Here is a 19,985-nt window from a genome sequence, read left to right on the forward strand (position 1 = left end):
TCAGTAGTTTACTTTTTCAAATTTCGATACTACACTGTGTAGTGTACTTTATGACTATCCATCGACACCATGCGCCTACTTCTCGGCACTCTCTTACTTGGAGCACTCGCTATCATGGCTTCCTGCACCTCCATCGCCAGCACTGCCACCGCGCCGGCCTCGCCGCAATTCCACGACGGGAAATACCGTAACCCGGTCGAGATGCACAAGATGAGTTTTGGCGAGATGGCCAAGCTGTGGTGGATCTTCCTGTTCGACAAACCAAAGGGCACGATTCCCGAGCAGGCGGTGCCGGTGCGCAGCCTGAGCCAGGCGGCATTGCTGGCCGCGCCCGACAACACGCTGTACCGCCTCGGCCACTCGACCATGCTGATCAAGCTCGGCGGCGAGTTCTATCTCACCGATCCGGTCTTCTCTGAACGCGCCTCGCCCGTGCAATGGGCCGGCCCGGCGCGCTTCCATGCGCCGCCGATCTCGATCGACGAACTGCCGCCCATCAAGGCCGTGATCCTGTCGCACGACCACTACGACCACCTCGATTACGCCGCCGTGAAGGCGCTGGCCGCGAAGACGGACCTGTTCCTGACGCCGCTGGGCGTGGGCGACCGGCTGGTCGGCTGGGGCGTGGACCAGGCCAAGGTGCGCCAGTTCGACTGGTGGCAGGGAACGGAAGTGGGCGGCGTGCGCGTCACCGCGACGCCGGCCCAGCATTTCTCGGGCCGCACCCTGGCCGATGCGAACACGACCCTGTGGGCCTCGTGGGTGATCCAGCACGACGACCTGCGTCTGTTCTTCAGCGGCGACACCGGCTACTTCAAGGGCTTCAAGGAGATCGGCGCCAGGTTCGGCCCGTTCGACGTGGCGCTGCTGGAAACCGGCGCCTACGACAAGCGCTGGCCCGACGTGCACATGCAGCCCGAGGAAACCATGCAGGCCTTCCTCGACCTGGACGCCGGCTGGCTGTTCCCCGTGCATAACGGCACCTTCGACCTGGGGATGCATCGCTGGCAGGATCCGTTCGACCGCATCGCGCAGCTGGCCGACGACAAGGGCGTCAGGCTGACCACGCCGGAGATGGGCGAGGCAGTCGACCTGCGCCAGCCGCATTCCGGGCGCGCATGGTGGCGCGCCATAAAGTAGGCGCGAAGTAGGCGCCGTGCGTCGCCATTGACGTTCTTGTCGTAAAGTCCACATGACGAACTGGACTGTCAGGCACATGCCGGGCCGTGCCCGTTCGTGACGAATCTGGAGAGTGGCTGACATGAACAAACGCAATCGGAACTTGCTGCTTGCCGGCGCGCTCGGTTTGGCCGGGGGTGTCGCAGCAGCTAAATGGATGTCCCAGTCTTCCCGCAGGGCAGGCGCGGCAAGACATGGTGGCCTGGCCACCGCCGGCGCGATCGACACGGCGGCCCTGGCCGTGGAGGTGCTGGCCCCGACCTTTGCCAAGGGCGTGATCGTGCGCCGCCCCAAGATGGTGGCGCTGGCCGAGCGCCTTGGGCTGGACGCGCGTGCGGTGCGCCGCATGCAGAAGCTGCGCGACAAGTATGGAGACGGGCCGCTGATGCTGCCGCTGCCGATCCGCAAGCAGGCCGTCCTGCTGGCGCCGGAACACGTGCGCCGGGTGCTGGACGAATCGCCGGAACCGTTCAGCGCCGCCAGCAGCGAAAAGCGCGCCGCGCTGTCGCATTTCGAGCCCGAAGGAGCATTGATTTCGTGCGGCCGCGAGCGCGCCGAGCGGCGCCGCTTCAACGAGGAAGTGCTCGAGCATGAACGCGCCGTCCATCACATGGTGGGCCAGTTCCTGCCGGCCGTCGACGATGAGGCCGGGCGCATCCTGGACCGCGCGCGTCGCCAGGGAAAACTCGACTGGGATGGCTTCAACGCCGGCTGGACCCGCCTGGTGCGGCGCATCGTCTTCGGCGACGCCGCAGCCGGCGACCAGGAAATCAGCGACATGATCATCGCGCTGCGCCAGGCGGCCAACTGGGCATTCATGCGTCCCAGGAAGACCGTTACGCGCCAACGCTTCCTCGCGCGCATCCAGGCCTACCTCGAGCGCGCCGAACCCGGCAGCCTGGCAGCGGTCGCGGCGAGCGTTCCCAGGACGCCCGATGCGGCGCCGAACCAGCAGGTGCCGCAATGGCTGTTTGCCTTCGACGCCGCCGGCATGGCCACCTTCCGCGCGCTGGCGCTGCTGGCGGCACATCCTGAGCAGGCGGAGCGCGCGCGCGAAGAACTGCGCAGCCATCCCGGCATGGCGCGGCAATATCTGCCGTTCCTGCGCGCCACCGTGCTGGAATCGCTGCGCCTGTGGCCGACGACGCCGGCGATCCTGCGCCAGACGACGCGCGATACCGACTGGAGCGGAGACACGATGCCGGCAGGGACCGGGGTGCTGGTGTTCACGCCGTTCTTCCATCGGGATGACCGGCGCATGGCATGCGCCAACCGGTTTGCGCCCGAGTTGTGGTTGAAGGACGATAAGGTGAGGGATGCGCAGGATCGCGATTGGCCCTTGATTCCGTTCAGCAGCGGACCGGTGACGTGCCCGGCGCGCAATCTGGTGCTGATGCTGACCAGCGTGATGCTGGGGGCCTTGATCGATGCGGGCGCGGACGGGAAAACCTTGCGGCTGCTGCCGCAAGGTCGACTGGACCCGGCGCAGCTGCCGGGGACGCTGGACAATTACGGCTTGCGCTTCGCGTTACGATAACGCCGCCACGCCGTCCCCCAACAAAAAACGCGGCCGAAGCCGCGTTTGAACCGGGTGCAAGTCCGGTCAAGCCGCCGGCAGCTTCGCCAACTGCTCCTGCATTTTGGCCAAGGTGGCCGAGAAGTTCGCCACGCGCTCCTTCTCTTGCGCCACCACGGCGGCCGGCGCGCGCGCAACGAAGCTCTCGTTCGACAGCTTGCCCTCGGCCTTGGCGATCTCGCCGGAGACGCGCGCGATCTCCTTCGACAGGCGCTCGCGTTCGGCGGCGACGTCGATCTCGACCTTCAGCATCAGCTTGGTGGTGCCGACGATCGACACCGCGGCCGGCGATTCCGGCAGCGCGTCCACGATCTGCACTTCGGCGAGCTTGCCCAGCAGCTGGATGTACGGCGCGAACACCGCCATCCTGGCGCGGTCTTCCTCGTTGCCCGGCTCGACGATCAGCGGCACGCGCACCGACGGCGACAGCGACATCTCGCCGCGCAGGTTGCGGGTGGCGTCGGTCAGCGCCTTGAACTGCTCCATCCACGCTTCGGCGTCCTCGTCGATCAGCGAGGTGTCGGCCAGCGGATACGGCTGCAGCATGATGGTCTCGCCGGATTTGCCGGCCAGCGGCGCGATGCTCTGCCACAGGGCTTCGGTCACGAACGGGATGATCGGATGCGCCAGGCGCAGGATCACTTCCAGCACGCGCAGCAGGGTGTGGCGGGTGGCGCGCTGCTGCGCTTCCGTGCCCTGCTGGACGCGCACCTTGGCGACTTCGAGGTACCAATCGCAGTACTCGTCCCACACGAACTTGTAGATGCTGCTGGCGATATTGTCGAAGCGGTAGTCGGCGAAACCTTTCGCGACGTCGAGCTCGACGCGGTTCATCAGCGAGATGATCCAGCGGTCGGCCGGAGACAGGTCCTCGGCAGCCGGGGCGCCGCAGTCCTTGCCTTCGGTGTTCATCATCACGAAGCGGGTCGCGTTCCACAGCTTGTTGCAGAAGTTGCGATAACCCTCGGCGCGGCCCAGGTCGAAGTTGATGTTGCGGCCCAGCGAAGCGTAGCTCGCCATGGTGAAGCGCACGGCGTCGGTGCCGAAGGCCGGGATCCCTTCCGGGAACTCCTTGCGGGTCGCCTTGGCAATCTTCTCGGCCGCGCGCGGGTCCATCAGGCCGGTGGTGCGCTTGGCGACCAGGCTATCGAGATCTATCCCATCAATCAGGTCGATCGGGTCGAGCGTATTGCCCTTCGACTTCGACATCTTCTGGCCCTGCGAGTCGCGCACGAGGCCGTGCACGTACACGGTCTCGAACGGCACCTTGCCGGTGAAGTGGGCGGTCATCATGACCATGCGCGCCACCCAGAAGAAGATGATGTCGAAGCCGGTGACCAGCACCGACGACGGCAGGAACATCTTCATGTCCGGCGTTTCCTCCGGCCAGCCCATGGTCGAGAAGGGCACCAGCGCCGACGAGAACCAGGTGTCGAGCACGTCGTCGTCACGGCGCAATGCGCCGGTGATGCCTTGCGCGGCGGCCTTGGCCTGGGCTTCTTCTTCATTGCGCGCGACGATGATGGAGCCGTCTTCGGCGAACCAGGCCGGGATGCGGTGGCCCCACCACAGCTGGCGCGAGATGCACCAGTCCTGGATATTGCCCAGCCACTGGTTGTAGGTGGTGCTCCAGTTCTCGGGCACGAACTTGATCTCGCCGCTGGCGACTTTTTCCAGCGCCACTTCGGTGATCGACTTGCCCGGATTGAAGGTGCCTTCCGGCGCCGGCTTGGTCATGGCGACGAACCACTGGTCGGTCAGCATCGGCTCGATCACGACGTTGGTGCGGTCGCCGCGCGGGACCATCAGCTTGTGCGGCTTGATCTGTTCCATCAGGCCGAGCGCTTCCAGGTCGGCGACGATCTGCTTGCGCGCGGCGAAGCGGTCCAGGCCGCGATACTGTTCCGGCGCGTTCTCGTTGATCTTCGCGTCGAGCGTGAAGATGTTGATCGGCGCTAGGTTCGCGCGCTGGCCGACCGCGTAGTCGTTGAAGTCGTGGGCCGGGGTGATCTTGACGCAGCCGGTGCCGAATTCCTTGTCGACGTAGCTGTCGGCGATGATCGGGATCTCGCGGCCGGTGAGCGGCAGCTTGATCAGTTTGCCCACGAGGCTCGTATACCGTTCATCGGTCGGGTCGACCGCGACCGCGACGTCGCCCAGCATCGTCTCGGGACGGGTGGTGGCGACCGTCAGGTGGCCGCTGCCGTCGGCCAATGGGTACTGGATGTACCACATCGAGCCGTCTTCTTCCTGCGAATCGACTTCGAGGTCGGACACGGCCGTGCCCAGCACCGGGTCCCAGTTGACCAGGCGCTTGCCGCGGTAAATCAGGCCCTGCTCGTACAGGCGCACGAAGACTTCGACCACCGACTTCGAGCGCACGTCGTCCATCGTGAAGTATTCGCGCTGCCAGTCGGCCGAGGCGCCCAGGCGGCGCATCTGGCCGGTGATGGTGTTGCCCGACTTTTCCTTCCACTCCCAGACTTTTTCCAGGAACGCGTCGCGGCCGAGGTCGTGGCGCGAGATCTTCTGGGCGTCGAGCTGGCGCTCGACCACGATCTGGGTCGCGATGCCGGCGTGGTCGGTGCCCGGCACCCAGGCGGTGTTATAGCCGCGCATGCGGTAGTAGCGGGTCAGGCCGTCCATGACGGTCTGGTTGAACGCGTGGCCCATGTGCAGGGTGCCGGTCACGTTCGGCGGCGGCAGCTGGATGCTGAAGGACGGCTTGCCCTCGTCCATGGTGGCGGCGAAGTAACCGCGCTTTTCCCACTCGGCGCGCCAGAACTGTTCAATATCGGCTGGCTCGAAAGACTTGGCTAATTCCATGATGTGGTGGTAGGTGAAATTTTTTGCGAAAGAACCATTATAGGTCACCTTGCATCCCCAGCCTATCCCGGCGGCATCGCCTGAATCCTGCGCCCGCCGATCTCGTTCTCCCTCAGTGAAGTTCCTTTGATTTTCCTCTAAACGCGTCTCCGATCGCGCCGAATGTCGGCGGCCTGGACGAATCGCGCACCGCATCTCCACGGTCCAAGCACCACATCCGCATTCAAGGGAGGACGAGCTTGCCATACCGGGACGTGGCCGGGACTGCCTGGCCGCGCACGCGATGAAGTTTGCATCGAGGAGTAACACCATGTCACAAATAGATCCAACTGGGGTTGAAAACGCCGGCGAAGAGGCGCTGCTGGAAAACAGCAGCCAGATGAGCTACGAAGAAGTGTCCGGCCTGAGCAATGGCGAACTGGGGCTGGGCGAGCCCCACGACACGGCCCCGACCGGCGCCTTGCCGGAGGCGCCGCCAATCCCGCACGTGCCGCCAGTGCCGATTCCGAAATTTCCGATTCCGCCGATCCCGCTGCCGATCAAGAAGGCGGTGAGCGGCTGCTATGCCGGGGCGCTGGGCGCCTTCCAGGTCGAGTTGCGGGTCGACGTTGACCGCAGCCGGCCCATGAAACGGGTGAGCGGCGACTTCTATCACACCGTCGGCAAGACCACCTCGTACTTCGGCTCCTTCGTGGTGGACAGCCCGGTGGTCACCGTGTCGAGTTCCAAGGTCGTGGTCAAGGGCATGGGCCGCTACACCTTCGCGGCCGGCGCGCCGGTGGTGCAGGTCACCATTCCGCGGGTGAACATTCTGCAGCCGCAGGCGGCCGCGACCCTGCAGTTCTTTACCGTCACCAATTCGCCGGGCGCGTCCTATCACTGCCCGTTTTCGTCCCTGCATTTCCGCACGGTGCGCATCGAAACCGACAGCGTCTCGGATCTCACCACCACGCCGTTCGCCAGCTATAACACCGGTTCGCTGCCGTCCGGCGGCAGCGCGCGCAATATGAGCTTGGTCAGCGCCTTCGGCGAAGCCGGCATCGGCATGGTGCCTACGGCTGGCAATAATGTGATCAATATCGGCGACGCCGGGGCCAATGCCACCTGGAGCAATGCCGAGCTGCACGCCTCGATGCAGACCCATTTCACCTTGTGGAGCGACGTGCAGCAATGGTGCGTCTGGCAGCTGGTGGCCCAGCAGCACGACTATGGCACCGGCCTGTACGGCATCATGTTCGACCAGCAGGGCAAGCAGCGCCAGGGCTGCGCCGTGTTCCATGCGGGCATCGGCGGCGCCACGGCCGAGCAGCAGCGGCTGCAGTTGTACACCTATGTGCACGAACTCGGCCACTGCTTCAACCTGCTGCACTCCTGGCAGAAATCGCTGGCCTCGCCGCCCAAGCCCGACCGGCCGGATGCGCTGTCGTGGATGAATTACCCGTGGTACTACCCGAAAGGCGGGCCGGCCGGTTTCTGGAGCAGCTTCGACTTCCGCTTCGACGACGAGGAACTGATCCACCTGCGCCATGGTTTCCGCAACGACGTCATCATGGGCGGCAACAACTTCATCGTCGGTTCGTCGCTGGGCCGCGACGTGCTGGCCGATCCGATTTCGGACGAATCGGGGCTGGTGCTCGGGATCTCGACCCACCAGCGCAGCTTCGCGCTGGGCGAACCGGTCGTGCTCGAACTCAAGCTGAAGGCCACCACCACCCGCGGACGCCGCGCCCATACCTGGCTGCACCCCGATTTCGGCATGGTCAGGGTCGTCATCAGCAAACCGAGCGGCCAGGTGGTTGCCTACGAGCCGATGATCGACCACCTGGTCGGCGAACGCCAGAAAATGCTCGGCGTGGACGACGAGGTGCGCGACAGCGCCTATATCGGCTACGGCAAGGGCGGCTTCTACTTCGACCAGCCGGGGCAGTACCGCGTGCGCGCGGCCTATGCCGCGCTCGACGGCTCGCAAGTGCTGTCCGACATCCTGACGATCCGGGTGCGCTACCCGGTCACCCGCGACGAAGACACGCTGGCCGACCTGTTCATGGGCGAAGACCAGGGCGTGCTGCTCTACCTGCAGGGTTCGGACAACGTCTCGCTGCGCTCCGGCAATGACGCGTTCGACGAGGTGATCGACCGCTTCGGCGCGCACCCGCTGGCCACGTATGCGCGCATGGTCAAGGGCATCAATGCGGCGCGGGTATTCAAGACCGTCAACGCGGGCGAGGGCAGGCCCGTCACCGTGCGTCCGGCGCGGACCGAGGAAAGCATCGCCTTGCTTTCGAGCGTGACCGCCGCCCACGTCCTCGACCCGGTGTCCGAAGACCAGGTGCTGTACAGCCTGTCCTGCGTCCAGGATGCGACCGGGGACGCACGCGGAGCGCAGGATAGCCTGAACCGGATGTCGATCCAGCCCGGCAAGAAGCCTGACGGACAATGAAGCTCAAGGCTTTATTTGCCGTCATGCTGGCGCTGGGATCGTCCGGACAGGCGTGCTCCGAGCGCGGCCTGTCCGGCGCCCCGGCGCCGGCACTCAACGAGGAGAAGAAGGTCATGACATTACGCGTGAGGCTGGGCGAAGGCTTCCAGAACAATACCGTGAGCGTGCGGGTCGACGGCAAGCAGGTGTACCAGCGGTCCGGCGTCAGCACCGACTGGACGATCTCGCGTGCGGACGCGGTCGACGTCCACACCGCGGCCGACAGCGTGCAGCTCGAAGTGTCGGTCGACGGCGGGCCGCCGGTCGCGCAAGCCATTGCGCCGGCGCGCACACCGTTCGTCGAGGTGCGTTCCGTGAACGGCGAGCTGCAGCTGCATGCGCTGGAACAGGAGCCGCCGATGCTGTGATAAAACCACATTCATTTTCCGCCCATCGAAAATCGATTGGGCTATAATCGGCTGGCTGTCCGGGCGCTCATGCGCCCTGACGGCAAACGCTAGGGGTCCTATGCGTCGCCACAACGGCGCGTGGGTGAGAAATACCCTCCGAACCTGATCTGGATAATGCCAGCGAAGGGAAGCAGCCGAATCGATGCAAGCGTGCGCACACCCGCGTCCGCCTTGCCTCACCCGGCACCTCCTTTGCTGGCTCCGCAAGCAAGGGAGCCACATGAACGCACCTCTGAAGTCATCCCGGATATTCGACGCCGCCACCGCCACGGTGGACCACGCCGCAATCAATCCGCTACCCAATTCGCGCAAGGTCTATATCGAAGGCAGCCGGCCCGACATCCGCGTGCCGATGCGCGAAATCAGCCAGTCGCCCACGCCCGACAGCTTCGGCGGCGAGCCGAATCCGCCCCTGTTCGTCTATGACACCTCCGGCCCGTACACCGAGCCGGGCGCGGCGATCGACATCCGCAGCGGCCTGGCGCCCATGCGCCAGGCATGGATCGCCGAACGGGGCGACACCGAGCAGCTGGACGGCCCCACCTCGCACTACGGCCAGGCGCGGCTGAACGATCCGCAGCTTGCCGCGCTGCGCTTCAACCTGCGGCGCGCGCCGCGCCGCGCGAAGAGCGGTTCCAACGTCAGCCAGATGCACTACGCGCGCCAGGGAATCATCACCCCGGAGATGGAATTCATCGCCCTGCGCGAAAACATGCAGCGCAAGGAATACATCGCCTCGCTGGAATCCTCGGGACCGATGGGCCAGCGGGTGGCGGCGCTGCTTGGCCGCCAGCATCCGGGCCAGTCCTTCGGCGCCAGCATCCCGATTGACATCACGCCGGAATTCGTGCGCTCGGAAGTGGCGCGCGGCCGCGCCGTCATCCCCGCCAACATCAACCACCCGGAACTGGAGCCGATGATCATCGGCCGCAACTTCCTGGTGAAGGTCAACGCCAATATCGGCAACTCGGCCGTCACCTCGTCGATCGGCGAGGAAGTGGAAAAGATGACCTGGGCCATCCGCTGGGGCGCCGACACGGTGATGGACCTGTCGACCGGCAAGCACATCCACGAGACGCGCGAATGGATCCTGCGTAACAGCCCGGTGCCGATCGGCACGGTGCCGATCTACCAGGCGCTGGAAAAGGTCAATGGCAAGGCCGAGGAGCTGAGCTGGGAGATCTTCCGCGACACCCTGATCGAACAGGCCGAGCAGGGCGTCGATTACTTCACCATCCACGCCGGCGTGCTGCTGCGCTATGTGCCAATGACGGCCAACCGCCTGACCGGGATCGTCTCGCGCGGCGGCTCGATCATGGCCAAGTGGTGCCTGGCCCACCACCGCGAATCCTTCCTGTACACGCACTTCGAGGACATCTGCGACATCATGAAGGCGTATGACGTCTCGTTCAGCCTGGGCGACGGCCTGCGTCCCGGCTCGATCTACGACGCCAACGACGAAGCCCAGCTGGCCGAACTCAAGACGCTGGGCGAGCTGACCCAGATCGCCTGGAAGCACGACGTGCAGACCATCATCGAGGGCCCCGGCCACGTGCCGCTGCACCTGATCAAGGAAAACATGGACTTGCAGCTGGAGCAGTGCCACGAGGCGCCGTTCTACACGCTGGGACCGCTCACCACCGACATCGCGCCGGGCTACGACCACATCACCTCGGGCATCGGCGCCGCCAATATCGGCTGGTACGGCACCGCCATGCTGTGCTACGTGACGCCCAAGGAGCACCTGGGCCTGCCCGACAAGAACGACGTCAAGGACGGCATTATCACCTATAAAATCGCCGCGCATGCGGCCGACCTGGCCAAGGGCCATCCGGGCGCCCAGCTGCGCGACAACGCGCTGTCGAAAGCGCGCTTCGAGTTTCGCTGGGAAGACCAGTTCAACCTGGGGCTCGACCCGGACAAGGCGCGCGAATTCCACGACGAGACGCTGCCGAAGGATTCGGCCAAGGTGGCCCACTTCTGTTCGATGTGCGGCCCGCATTTCTGCTCGATGAAGATCACCCAGGAAGTGCGCGAATATGCCGCCGCCAAGGGCGTGCAAGGGGAGACCGCGCTGGCCCAGGGCATGCAGGAAAAGGCGATCGAGTTCGTGAAGAACGGCGCCCAGCTGTACCGGGAGGTGTGAATGACGCCGATCGAAGTCAACGGCGCGCCGTGCCAGGTGCCGCCGGGGCAAACCTTGTTCGGCCTGCTGGAACAGCTGGGCTTGAGCGGACAGGGGATGGCGCTGGCGGTCAACCGCGAAGTGGTGCCGCGCCAGCAGTGGTTGCACCGGCGCCTGCATGAGCAGGACCGGGTCGATATCGTGCGCGCCATCGGTGGCGGCTGACAGGAGACGAGACATGAATGCAATGAACGACATCAAACAGGACGTGCTGACGATTGCCGGCCGCGCCTACCAATCGCGCCTGCTGGTCGGCAGCGGCAAGTACCGCGACCTGGAGCAGACCCGCGAAGCCACGCTGGCCGCTGGCGCCGAGATCATCACGGTGGCGATCCGCCGCGTGAACATCGGCCAGGACCCGAACGCGCCGAGCCTGCTGGACGTGCTGCCGCCAAACGAGTTCACCATCCTGCCGAACACGGCCGGCTGCTACACCGCCAGGGACGCGATCTATACCTTGCAGATGGCGCGCGAGTTGCTGGGCGGGCACAAGCTGGTCAAGCTCGAGGTGCTGGGCGACCAGAAGACGCTGTTCCCGCATATGCCCGAGACCCTGGTCGCGGCCGAGGCCCTGGTGAAGGATGGATTCGACGTCATGGTCTACTGCAGCGACGACCCGATCCAGGCGCGCATCCTGCAGGAGATCGGCTGCGTGGCGGTGATGCCGCTGGCCTCCCTGATCGGCTCGGGCATGGGCATCCTCAACCCATGGAACCTGTCCCTGATCATCGAGCAGGCCACGGTGCCGGTGCTGGTCGACGCCGGCGTCGGCACGGCGTCGGACGCCGCGATCGCGATGGAACTGGGTTGCGACGGCGTGTTGATGAACACCGCGATCGCCGCCGCGGGCGACCCGGTGCGCATGGCGCGCGCCATGAAGCATGCGGTGATGGCGGGGCGCGATGCCTATCTTGCCGGCCGCATGCCTAAACGTTTCGCCGCCTCGCCCTCGTCGCCCGTCGAAGGAAAGATCACCGGATGACGGCCTGCGTGCTGGTGTTCGCCGGGCTCGATCCCGGCGGCGGCGCCGGCCTGGCCGCCGACATCCTGGCGATCGCGGCGCAGGGCGCGCATCCGCTGCCGGTGGCCACCGCCCTGACGGCGCAGGACAATAACCGGGTCCATGCGGCGAGCCCGGTGGATGCCGAATGGATCGCGCGCCAGGCGGCGCCGCTGCTGGCCGCCTTCGAGATCGGGGCGGTCAAGCTCGGCATCCCCGGCAACGCCGCCAATGCGGCGGCGATCGCGGACGTCATCCGGACTTTGCGCGCGCGCCGGCCCACCTTGCCGGTGGTGCTCGATCCGGTGCTGGCCAGCGGCCATGGCGATGCGCTGGGGCAGGGCGACGCTATCAAAGCGCTGCGCGAACTGCTGGCGCTGGCGACGATCGTGCTGCCCAACCTGCCCGAACACGAAGCACTGGGCGAGATCCACGGCGCGCAGGTGCTGGTGACGGGCGGCCACGCCGCAGGCGACACCGTCGTCAACCGCTGGCTGGTCGACGGCGTCGAGCGACGCGCCTGGCACTGGCCGCGCCTGCCGCACGGCTACCACGGCAGCGGCTGCACCCTGGCCGCGGCGCTGGCGGCGCGGCTGGCGCTGGGCGAGCGCATGGAGGCGGCGCTCGACACGGCCCAGACCTATACCCACCATGCGCTGGCGCAGTCGTATGCGCTGGCGCCAGGGCAGCGCATCCCGCGCCGCCTGTTGCAATCGACAAGCTGAAAGGAGTCCGCCATGCGCGGCTTGTACCTCGTTACCCCGAACTGGGACGATACGGAAAAACTGATCGCCGCGACCGACGCTGCCCTTGGCGCCGGCGCCGCGCTGGTTCAGTACCGCCACAAGGAAGCCGGTCCCGACCTGCGCAAGGAGCAGGCAGCGGCGCTGCTCGCGCTGTGCCGCCGTCACGGCCGGCCGCTCGTCATCAACGACCACCTCGACCTGTGCCAGGCGATCGACGCCGACGGCGTGCACCTGGGCCATACCGATGACGGCGTTCAGGAGGCGCGCGCGCTGCTGGGGAAGGACAAGATCGTCGGCGCCTCGTGCTACGGCGAGCTGGCCCTGGCGCGCGCGGCAGTCGAAGCCGGCGCCAGCTACGTCGCCTTCGGCGGCTTCTATCCGTCGCCGGTCAAGAAGTACACTTTTGTCACGCCACCCGAGCTGCTGGACCAGGCGCGCGCCGAGTTCAGCCTGCCGATCGTCGTCATCGGCGGCATGACACCGAGCAATGCGGCGCCGCTGGTGACGCGCGGGATCGACCTGGTGGCGGCGATCACGAGCGTCTATGGTTCGCGCGATCCCGGCGCGGCGGCGCGCGCATTCGGCGCGCTGTTTCCGCCCGCCTGAACCTACAATGGGCGCATCGCGATCACCGTCGTCCATCCATGCGCCCCTTGCTCCTGTTCGTCCACACCCGCCGCCACCCGTCCGCCATCCTGTTGCTGGTCCAGCTGATCGGCATGCTGGCCTATCCCTTCATCGAGGGCACGCCGGCCGGTCAGGTGGCCTTCAATGCCTTCGGCATCGTGGTGCTGGCCTTCACCATCCGCATGGTGCGGCGCACGCCGGGCGAGGTGCGGGTCAGCTGGGCGCTGGCGCTGCCGATCATCGCGCTGCTGCTGGCGCAGATCCTGTTCGGGCTGCGCGAACTGCTGGCCTGGTCGTCCGGTCTTGAGGCGCTGTTCTATTTCTATGCGGCGGGCAGCCTGATCGCCTACATGATGGACGACGAGCTGGCCACCACCGACGAGCTGTTCGCGGCCGGCGCCACCTTCACCCTGCTCGCATGGGGCTTCACCCACATGTACATCCTGGTGCAGGAACTCCATCCCGGCAGCTTCGCGGCTGCCGTCAACTCCGGCGCGCCGCGCACCTGGACCGAACTGAACTACCTGAGCTTCGCGCTGCTGTCGAGCACCGGCATCGGCGACGTGATCCCGCTGACCGTGCATGCGCGGGCGCTGGCCAGCGTCGAGATGCTGGTCGGGCTGATGTACCTGGCGGTGGTGGTGGCGCGGTTGATTGCGTTTACCACGCGTAACCGGATTGCGGTGGGGAGGGCGCGCAAGCGCCGCATGGAGGATTGGGAAAGGGATTAGGCCCGTCTCACTCCTTGACCGGCACCACGAAGGCGCGCAGTTCGGCCATCTTCCCATCCCGGAAGCGCCAGACGTCGCTATAGGCATTTTGCACCGTGTTGCCTTGCTCGTCCTTCGATTCGATGTCGCCCAAAGCGACCACGAGGTCGCCTTCCGCGACCAGTTCGCGCACGGTGAACTTGGGCGGCTCGGCATAGCCATCCACCATCCAGGCGCGCACTGCTTCCTTGCCGCGCAGGGTTTCGCCGCCGACCGTCGACCAGACGAGGTCGTCGGTGCAGAACGCCAGGAATCCTTCGTTGTCGCCGCGGGTCACCGCCGCATTCGCCTGTTGCAGGATGCTCTTGTTCAGTTCGGACATGAAGTCTCTCCTTGGTTAGAAGCTTCAATGTACCAATTGTCGTTCGTTAGGGGCGCTCGGCAATGAGCCGGATGCGGCCTGCTAAAATCGGTTTCCTGGAATAAACGAGAGTTCGTCATGACCCGCTCTGCATTCTCCATCAGGCCATTCGTGGCCGACGAATGGCAGGCCTACCGCGCGATCCGCCTGCGCGCGCTCGCCGACGCGCCGGACGCCTTCGGCAGCACCCTGGCCGCCGAGGAAGCGCTGGCGCCCGAGACCTGGGCCGCGCGCCTGGCGCGCTCGACCACGTCCGGCATCGACCGCGCGCTGGCCGCCGAGATGGATGGCGCCCTGGTCGGCCTGGCCTGGGCCAAGGAGGACGGCGACGACGCAACCATCGTCAACCTGTTCCAGATGTGGGTTGCTCCCGAGGCGCGCGGACGGGGCGTGGCCGGCGCCTTGCTGGATGACGCGGTGCGCTGGGCCACGGAGCGCGGCGCGCAGGCGATGCAACTGGGCGTCACCTGCACCAATGCCGACGCCCTGCGCCTCTACGAGCGCGCCGGTTTCGTCGAGGCCGGCGTGCGCGAGCCCTTGCGGCCGGGCTCGGACCTGATGGAGCAGCGCATGCGGCTCACGCTTCCCGGCCCAGCGCGCGCAGGCAGGCCATGACGCGCTTGCCCGGATAGCTCTCCGACGCAGGGCAAAGGTAGGGCCGGTAGCTGACGGTGCGGCGCTCGATCGTGTCCAGATAGCGCGGATTTTCGCGCACGAAGGCGGCGAGGGCGGCCCGCATGTCGGGCGCGAGGTCCGGCAGCGCCGCCTCGATCCGCTGCACGATCTCGTCTACGTATTCGCCCACCAGATGCACGATGAAGGGCGCCATCCAGCCTTGCGGCGCCGCCAGCAGCCGCGTCAGGCATGCTTCGCGCACATGGCCGTCGTGGTGGCGAGTGCCGAGGCACCATGCTATGCCGCGTCCGGTGGCGTCGCGGCCGGCATCGTCCCACAGCAGGCCGCGGTCAACGTAGAGTCGCAAAGGAATCGTCAGTGTGTCGCCGCCGAGCATGACGTGATAGGTATAGTGGCGTATTTCGGGGCGCCAGCCCGCGCTGTCGGTCAGCGCGGCGACCGCTGGCCGCAAGGCGGCGGGGAAGGCGAGTGACAGGTCGAGCGCAAGAAGTGCCGGTCGCGGGATCGCGGGCGTGGCGTCGAGATGCGCGGCGCGCACCTTCGCGGAATCGGGCATGGTGTTCTCCATTTGGCCCTGCAAAGGTGCAGGGAACGATGGTATCCCAAGAAATTCATCGGCGCCAGCCATTCCATGAATCTGACATTGTGTCGTTTCCAACTGGCGCGTTCACAATCTTGCGTGCTATATTTTTTTCATGCTCCAGCACGTCAGCGGCGCTGACGTCCCATGTATAGACAGGAGGAAGCATGAACCCACAACCACCAGCGCGCCGCCTGGTACTGATCGTCGACGACGATGCGCTGCTGCGCGAATACCTGGCCGAAGTGCTGCAGCACGCCGGCCACGATACCCTCGACGCCGGCACCGCGGCCGAGGCCCTGCGCACGATCGAGGAGCACGCGGACGGGATCGCCCTGGTCCTGCTCGACATCGAGATGCCCGGCATGTCGGGCCTGGCGCTGGCGCGCCTGCTGCGCGAAGAGACGACCATCCCCTTCATGTTCCTGTCGGCCAGCGACGATGCGGCGACGGCGCGCGCCGCCGCCGATGCCGGCGCGGTCGGTTACCTGGTCAAGCCGGTCGACGGCGCGCAGTTGCTGCCGGCGTTCGCCGCGGCGCTGGCGCGCGGCGACGACATCCGGCGCCTGCGCCGCAGCGAAGAAAGCCTGACCTCGGCGCTGGCGGCGGGACGCGAGACCAGCATCGCGGTCGGCGTGCTGATGGCGCGCTTTCACATCGACCGCCACCTGGCCTTCGACGTGCTGCGCGACGAGGCGCGTTCGCAGCGGCGCAAGATGGGCGAGGTGGCCGAGCAGGTCCTGGCCGCCGAGGAAACCCTCAACGGGTTACATGGCGCCATCGGCGAACGATTGCGGGGCCGCGGCCGGACGTGATTTCACAAGCTTGTTATCATGTCACCTTTGCGGCGCGCTCATGGACGCGCGGTTTTTCTTCAAGCAACGGGAATACGACATGAAAACGAAGGCAGCAATTGCATGGAAGGCGGGCCACCCGCTCACGATCGAAGAGGTCGAACTCGAAGGTCCGAAGGCCGGCGAGGTGCTGGTCGAGGTCAAGGCCACCGGTATCTGCCACACCGACTACTACACGCTGTCGGGCGCCGATCCCGAAGGCATCTTCCCGGCCATCCTGGGCCATGAAGGCGCCGGCGTGGTGGTCGACGTCGGTCCCGGCGTGACGAGTTTGCGCCGCGACGATCACGTGATTCCGCTGTACACGCCGGAATGCCGCCAGTGCAAATTCTGCCTGTCGCAGAAGACCAACCTGTGCCAGGCGATCCGCTCGACGCAGGGCCGCGGCCTGATGCCGGATGCGACCTCGCGTTTTTCGCTGGACGGCCAGCCGATCTATCACTACATGGGCACCTCGACCTTCTCGAACTACATCGTGGTTCCCGAGATCGCGCTGGCCAAGGTGCGCAATGACGCGCCATTCGACAAGATCTGCTACATCGGTTGCGGCGTCACCACCGGCATCGGCGCCGTGATCTTCACCGCCAAGGTCGAAGCGGGCGCCAACGTGGTCGTGTTCGGCCTGGGCGGCATCGGCCTGAACGTGATCCAGGCGGCCAAGATGGTGGGCGCCGACAAGATCATCGGCGTCGACCTGAACCCGGAACGCGAAGCCATGGCGCGCAAGTTCGGCATGACCCATTTCATCAACCCGACCAAGGTCGAGAACGTCGTCGACAGCATCATCCAGCTGACCGACGGCGGCGCCGACTACAGCTTCGAGTGCGTGGGCAACGTCAACACCATGCGCCAGGCGCTCGAGTGCTGCCACAAGGGTTGGGGCCAGTCGATCATCATCGGCGTGGCGGCGGCCGGCCAGGAGATTTCCACCCGTCCGTTCCAGCTGGTGACCGGCCGCGAATGGAAAGGTTCGGCCTTCGGCGGCGCACGCGGCCGTACCGACGTGCCGAAGATCGTCGACTGGTATATGGAAAACAAGATCAATATCGACGACCTGATCACCCACCACCTGCCGCTCGACCGCATCAACGAAGGCTTCGACCTGATGAAGTCGGGCGAGTCGATCCGTTCGGTCGTGGTGTACTAACTATCCGGAGGGCCGCCCGGCCTGCCGCATATGCACCGTTCCAGCGCGGCCTTCGGGCCGCGTCGTCGTTTTGGCGGCGGCTTCGGCGCCTGTACCACCGCCTGTTCCGCGATTTCGACCGTCTGTCGCAGCGCGCTGGGCGGCGCATGCCGTCTTGTCTACAGTGTTTTCATCGCCGGCCGCGCCCGGCCCACCACTGGAGACTAGCCCATGTCACGCACCGCATCGCCCCACTGGAAGCTGGCGCTTCCGCTCCTCGGCCTCGCTACCCTGGCGGCGTTCGCCATGCCGACCCAGGCGGCGGCCGACGGCAAGCCGCGCGTGGTGCGCGTGGCGGCGACGGACGAGCCCTACGCCCTGGTACGCGAGACGTCGGGCAGCTTCGACATCAGCGGCAGCAGCGACGACTGGGACGAGGTGCGCGCGGCCCAGCGCGCCATCCAGGGCGAATTCATCTGGTTCCGCGCCGACGGGCGTGGCTACGTGATCCAGGATCCGGACACGGTCAAGCGGGCGCGCGCCGCCTGGGCGCCGCTCGACCGGCTGGGCGAGCTGATGAAGGTCCACGGCAAGGAAATGGAAAAGCACGGCAAGACGATGGAAGCGCTGGGCCGTGACATGGAGCGCGCCGCAGCCAAGCCGGCGAACCTGCCGAGCGAGCGCGATATGCGCGAAGTCGACGACGGCATGCAGGCGCTGAGCAAGCACATGGACCTGCTGAGCCGGCAAATGGCGGCGGCGCGCGACGATGCGGAGCGCCGCATCATCCAGCAGAAGATGGCCGAGACCGGCAAGCGCATGTCCGACGCCGGGGAGCGCATCGGCGAAGCCTACAACGGCCCGCAGGCGCGCCAGCAGCGCGCCTCGATGGAAGACATCAGCCGCCAGATGGAAATCGCCAACCAGCCGATGGAAAGGCTGGGCAAGCGCATGGGCGAGCTGGGCAAGGAAATGGAACGCGAGAGCAAGGCCGCCGACAAGACGGTGCGCGCCCTGATCAGGGACGCGCGCGCGAAAGGACTCGCCAGGCCCGTGCCGACGGCAAGTTAATCCGCAACCGGCAGCATCGAACCGGTTTCGCGATACCGCACGTGCCACGAATACGCCTTCTCCAGCACGTGCGGCGTGTGGCCGCCGCGCGTGTTCGCTTCTTCGACGTAGTCGCGCAGCATCTGCTTGTACGGCTCGGCCACGCAGTGGTCGATGATGCGCTGGGCGCGTTCGCGCGGGGCCAGGCCGCGCAGGTCGGCCAGGCCGACTTCGGTCACCACGATGTCGACGTCGTGCTCGGTGTGGTCGACGTGCGAGACCATCGGCACGATGCTCGAGATCTTGCCGCCCTTGGCCACCGACTTGGTCGCGAACACCGACAGATAGGCGTTGCGCGCGAAGTCGCCCGAGCCGCCGATGCCGTTCATCATGTGGGTGCCGCCCACGTGGGTCGAGTTGATGTTGCCGTAGATGTCGAACTCGAGCGCCGTGTTGATGGCGATGAGTCCCAGGCGGCGGATGACTTCCGGATGGTTGCTCACTTCCTGCGGGCGCAGCACCAGGCGGTCCTTGTACTTTTCCAGCTCGGCGAACACCTGCCGTCCCTTTTCCTCGGACAGCGTGATCGACGAACCCGAGGCGAAATCGAGCTTGCCGGCGTCGAACAGGTCGAAGGTCGAATCCTGCAGCACCTCGGAATACATGGTCAGGCCCTTGAACGGACCGTCGATCAGGCCGGCCAGCACGGCGTTGGCGATGGTGCCGATGCCGGCCTGGATCGGCATCAAGCGCTCGGTCAGGCGGCCGGCAGCGATCTCGGCGTTGAAGAAATCGGTCAGGTGGCCGGCGATGGCGGCGGTGTCGTCGTCCGGCGGCTGGATGGTGGAAGCGCTGTCGTGCTTCTCGGTCATGACGATGGCCACGATCTTCTCGGGCGGGATGGCGATCGCCGTGGCGCCGATGCGGTCGCTGACGTTCATGAGCGGCATCGGTTCGCGCTGCGGGCGGTGCTTGGGGATGAAGACGTCGTGCAGGCCTTCGAGCGCCGGCGACTGCGAGAGGTTGATCTCGACGATCACCTTGTCGGCCAGGATCGCGAAGCTGGCGCTGTTGCCGACCGAGGTGGTCGGGATGATGGCGCCGCTCTCGGTGATCGCGATCGCCTCGATGATGGCGACGTCCACCGGCGCGAGCTGGCGCGTGCGCAGCAGCTCGACGGTCTCGGACAGGTGCTGGTCGGTAAACATCACCTCGCCGCGGTTGATCGCGGCGCGCAGGGTAGGGTCGGTCTGGAACGGCATGCGGCGCGCCAGCGCGCCGGCCTGGGTCAGCGCCGCATCGGTCTCGCCGCCGAGCGAGGCGCCGGTGATCAGGGTGATCGCCAGCGGCGCGCTGCGTGCGCGTTCGGCCAGCGCCAGCGGCACCGCCTTGGCGTCGCCGGCGCGGGTGAAGCCGCTGGTGCCGACGGTCATGCCGTCCTGGATCCATTCGGCGGCATGGGCGGCGCTGGTGATGCGCTCGCGCAGTTGCGGCAGGCGGACGCGGTCGTGGGCAAGGTGGTGATCGTGATGCATGGTTTCTCCTCAGGTTCAGGCTTGGTGTGGTCTTGTTTTTCTTGA

The 19,985-nt window shown here is 66.3% G+C and carries 18 protein-coding genes and 1 riboswitch; of the genes, 14 read left to right on the forward strand and 4 right to left on the reverse strand.

From position 1 onward, the window contains the following. Positions 1-114 precede the first annotated feature (114 nt). Positions 115-1,140, forward strand: a complete 1,026-nt coding sequence (locus KY496_RS22780; protein WP_219862569.1) for an MBL fold metallo-hydrolase — start codon at positions 115-117, stop codon at positions 1,138-1,140. A gap of 196 nt (positions 1,141-1,336) precedes the next feature. After that, positions 1,337-2,716, forward strand: a complete 1,380-nt coding sequence (locus KY496_RS22785; RefSeq protein ID WP_229520342.1) for a cytochrome P450 — start codon at positions 1,337-1,339, stop codon at positions 2,714-2,716. A gap of 66 nt (positions 2,717-2,782) precedes the next feature. On the opposite strand, the gene KY496_RS22790 is transcribed toward KY496_RS22785, so the two are convergent. Beyond that, positions 2,783-5,581 (reverse strand): valine--tRNA ligase, encoded by a 2,799-nt coding sequence (locus KY496_RS22790; protein WP_219862572.1) that lies wholly within the window; start codon positions 5,579-5,581, stop codon positions 2,783-2,785. A 310-nt stretch (positions 5,582-5,891) separates the two neighbouring features. On the opposite strand from KY496_RS22790, the gene KY496_RS22795 reads away from it, so the two are divergent. The 8 genes from KY496_RS22795 (at position 5,892) to KY496_RS22830 (ending at position 13,759) form a co-directional block, all read left to right on the forward strand. Continuing rightward, on the forward strand, positions 5,892-8,021 hold the full coding sequence (locus KY496_RS22795) for a hypothetical protein (RefSeq protein ID WP_219862574.1): 2,130 nt from the start codon (positions 5,892-5,894) through the stop codon (positions 8,019-8,021). Then, positions 8,018-8,428 (forward strand): hypothetical protein, encoded by a 411-nt coding sequence (locus tag KY496_RS22800; protein WP_219862576.1) that lies wholly within the window; start codon positions 8,018-8,020, stop codon positions 8,426-8,428. Before KY496_RS22795 ends, KY496_RS22800 begins: the two co-directional genes overlap by 4 nt. 81 nt (positions 8,429-8,509) lie before the next feature. Next, positions 8,510-8,616, forward strand: a riboswitch (TPP riboswitch). Between the two features lie 74 nt (positions 8,617-8,690). After that, on the forward strand, positions 8,691-10,616 hold the full coding sequence (gene thiC / locus KY496_RS22805) for a phosphomethylpyrimidine synthase ThiC (protein WP_229520343.1): 1,926 nt from the start codon (positions 8,691-8,693) through the stop codon (positions 10,614-10,616). After that, a complete protein-coding gene (gene thiS, locus KY496_RS22810; protein WP_005667962.1) occupies positions 10,617-10,820 on the forward strand; it encodes a sulfur carrier protein ThiS in 204 nt (67 codons plus the stop codon). Positions 10,821-10,833: 13 nt separating this feature from the next. Beyond that, positions 10,834-11,637 carry a thiazole synthase gene (locus KY496_RS22815; protein ID WP_005667963.1) on the forward strand — a complete coding sequence of 268 codons (804 nt, stop codon included), beginning with the start codon at positions 10,834-10,836 and terminating at the stop codon, positions 11,635-11,637. After that, complete coding sequence (locus KY496_RS22820; RefSeq protein WP_219862578.1) at positions 11,634-12,380, forward strand: hydroxymethylpyrimidine/phosphomethylpyrimidine kinase; 747 nt, start codon at positions 11,634-11,636, stop codon at positions 12,378-12,380. Before KY496_RS22815 ends, KY496_RS22820 begins: the two co-directional genes overlap by 4 nt. A 12-nt stretch (positions 12,381-12,392) precedes the next feature. Further along, positions 12,393-13,007: a thiamine phosphate synthase gene (thiE, locus tag KY496_RS22825; RefSeq protein ID WP_219862580.1), complete on the forward strand. Its 615-nt coding sequence runs from the start codon at positions 12,393-12,395 to the stop codon at positions 13,005-13,007. Positions 13,008-13,045: 38 nt separating this feature from the next. Beyond that, positions 13,046-13,759 (forward strand): ion channel, encoded by a 714-nt coding sequence (locus tag KY496_RS22830; protein WP_219862581.1) that lies wholly within the window; start codon positions 13,046-13,048, stop codon positions 13,757-13,759. 7 nt (positions 13,760-13,766) lie between these two features. Here the strand turns inward: KY496_RS22830 and KY496_RS22835 are convergent, their stop codons facing one another. Continuing rightward, entirely contained in the window at positions 13,767-14,120 is a 354-nt protein-coding gene (locus tag KY496_RS22835; protein WP_005667968.1) for a nuclear transport factor 2 family protein, read from the reverse strand. 117 nt (positions 14,121-14,237) lie between these two features. On the opposite strand from KY496_RS22835, the gene KY496_RS22840 reads away from it, so the two are divergent. Further along, positions 14,238-14,774, forward strand: coding sequence for a GNAT family N-acetyltransferase (locus KY496_RS22840; RefSeq protein ID WP_005667969.1), 537 nt, complete (start codon positions 14,238-14,240; stop codon positions 14,772-14,774). Here KY496_RS22840 and KY496_RS22845 read toward each other — a convergent pair. After that, positions 14,737-15,363 carry a hypothetical protein gene (locus KY496_RS22845; RefSeq protein ID WP_219862583.1) on the reverse strand — a complete coding sequence of 209 codons (627 nt, stop codon included), beginning with the start codon at positions 15,361-15,363 and terminating at the stop codon, positions 14,737-14,739. The two genes, KY496_RS22840 and KY496_RS22845, sit on opposite strands and share 38 nt — an antisense overlap. Before the next feature lie 179 nt (positions 15,364-15,542). Between KY496_RS22845 and KY496_RS22850 the strand changes: the two genes are divergently transcribed. The 3 genes from KY496_RS22850 (at position 15,543) to KY496_RS22860 (ending at position 18,426) form a co-directional block, all read left to right on the forward strand. Then, a complete protein-coding gene (locus KY496_RS22850) occupies positions 15,543-16,190 on the forward strand; it encodes an ANTAR domain-containing response regulator (RefSeq protein WP_184239650.1) in 648 nt (215 codons plus the stop codon). Between the two features lie 79 nt (positions 16,191-16,269). After that, positions 16,270-17,376, forward strand: a complete 1,107-nt coding sequence (locus KY496_RS22855) for an S-(hydroxymethyl)glutathione dehydrogenase/class III alcohol dehydrogenase (RefSeq protein ID WP_219862585.1) — start codon at positions 16,270-16,272, stop codon at positions 17,374-17,376. Between the two features lie 210 nt (positions 17,377-17,586). Next, the gene (locus KY496_RS22860; protein ID WP_219862587.1) at positions 17,587-18,426 is read left to right on the forward strand and encodes a hypothetical protein; all 840 of its coding nucleotides are present in this window, start codon (positions 17,587-17,589) and stop codon (positions 18,424-18,426) included. On the opposite strand, the gene KY496_RS22865 is transcribed toward KY496_RS22860, so the two are convergent. Next, positions 18,423-19,940 (reverse strand): acetyl-CoA hydrolase/transferase family protein, encoded by a 1,518-nt coding sequence (locus KY496_RS22865; RefSeq protein ID WP_219862589.1) that lies wholly within the window; start codon positions 19,938-19,940, stop codon positions 18,423-18,425. The two genes, KY496_RS22860 and KY496_RS22865, sit on opposite strands and share 4 nt — an antisense overlap. Between the last annotated feature and the right edge of the window lie 45 nt (positions 19,941-19,985).

Source organism: Massilia sp. NP310 (assembly GCF_019443485.1).
GTDB classification, from domain to species: domain Bacteria; phylum Pseudomonadota; class Gammaproteobacteria; order Burkholderiales; family Burkholderiaceae_D; genus Telluria; species Telluria timonae.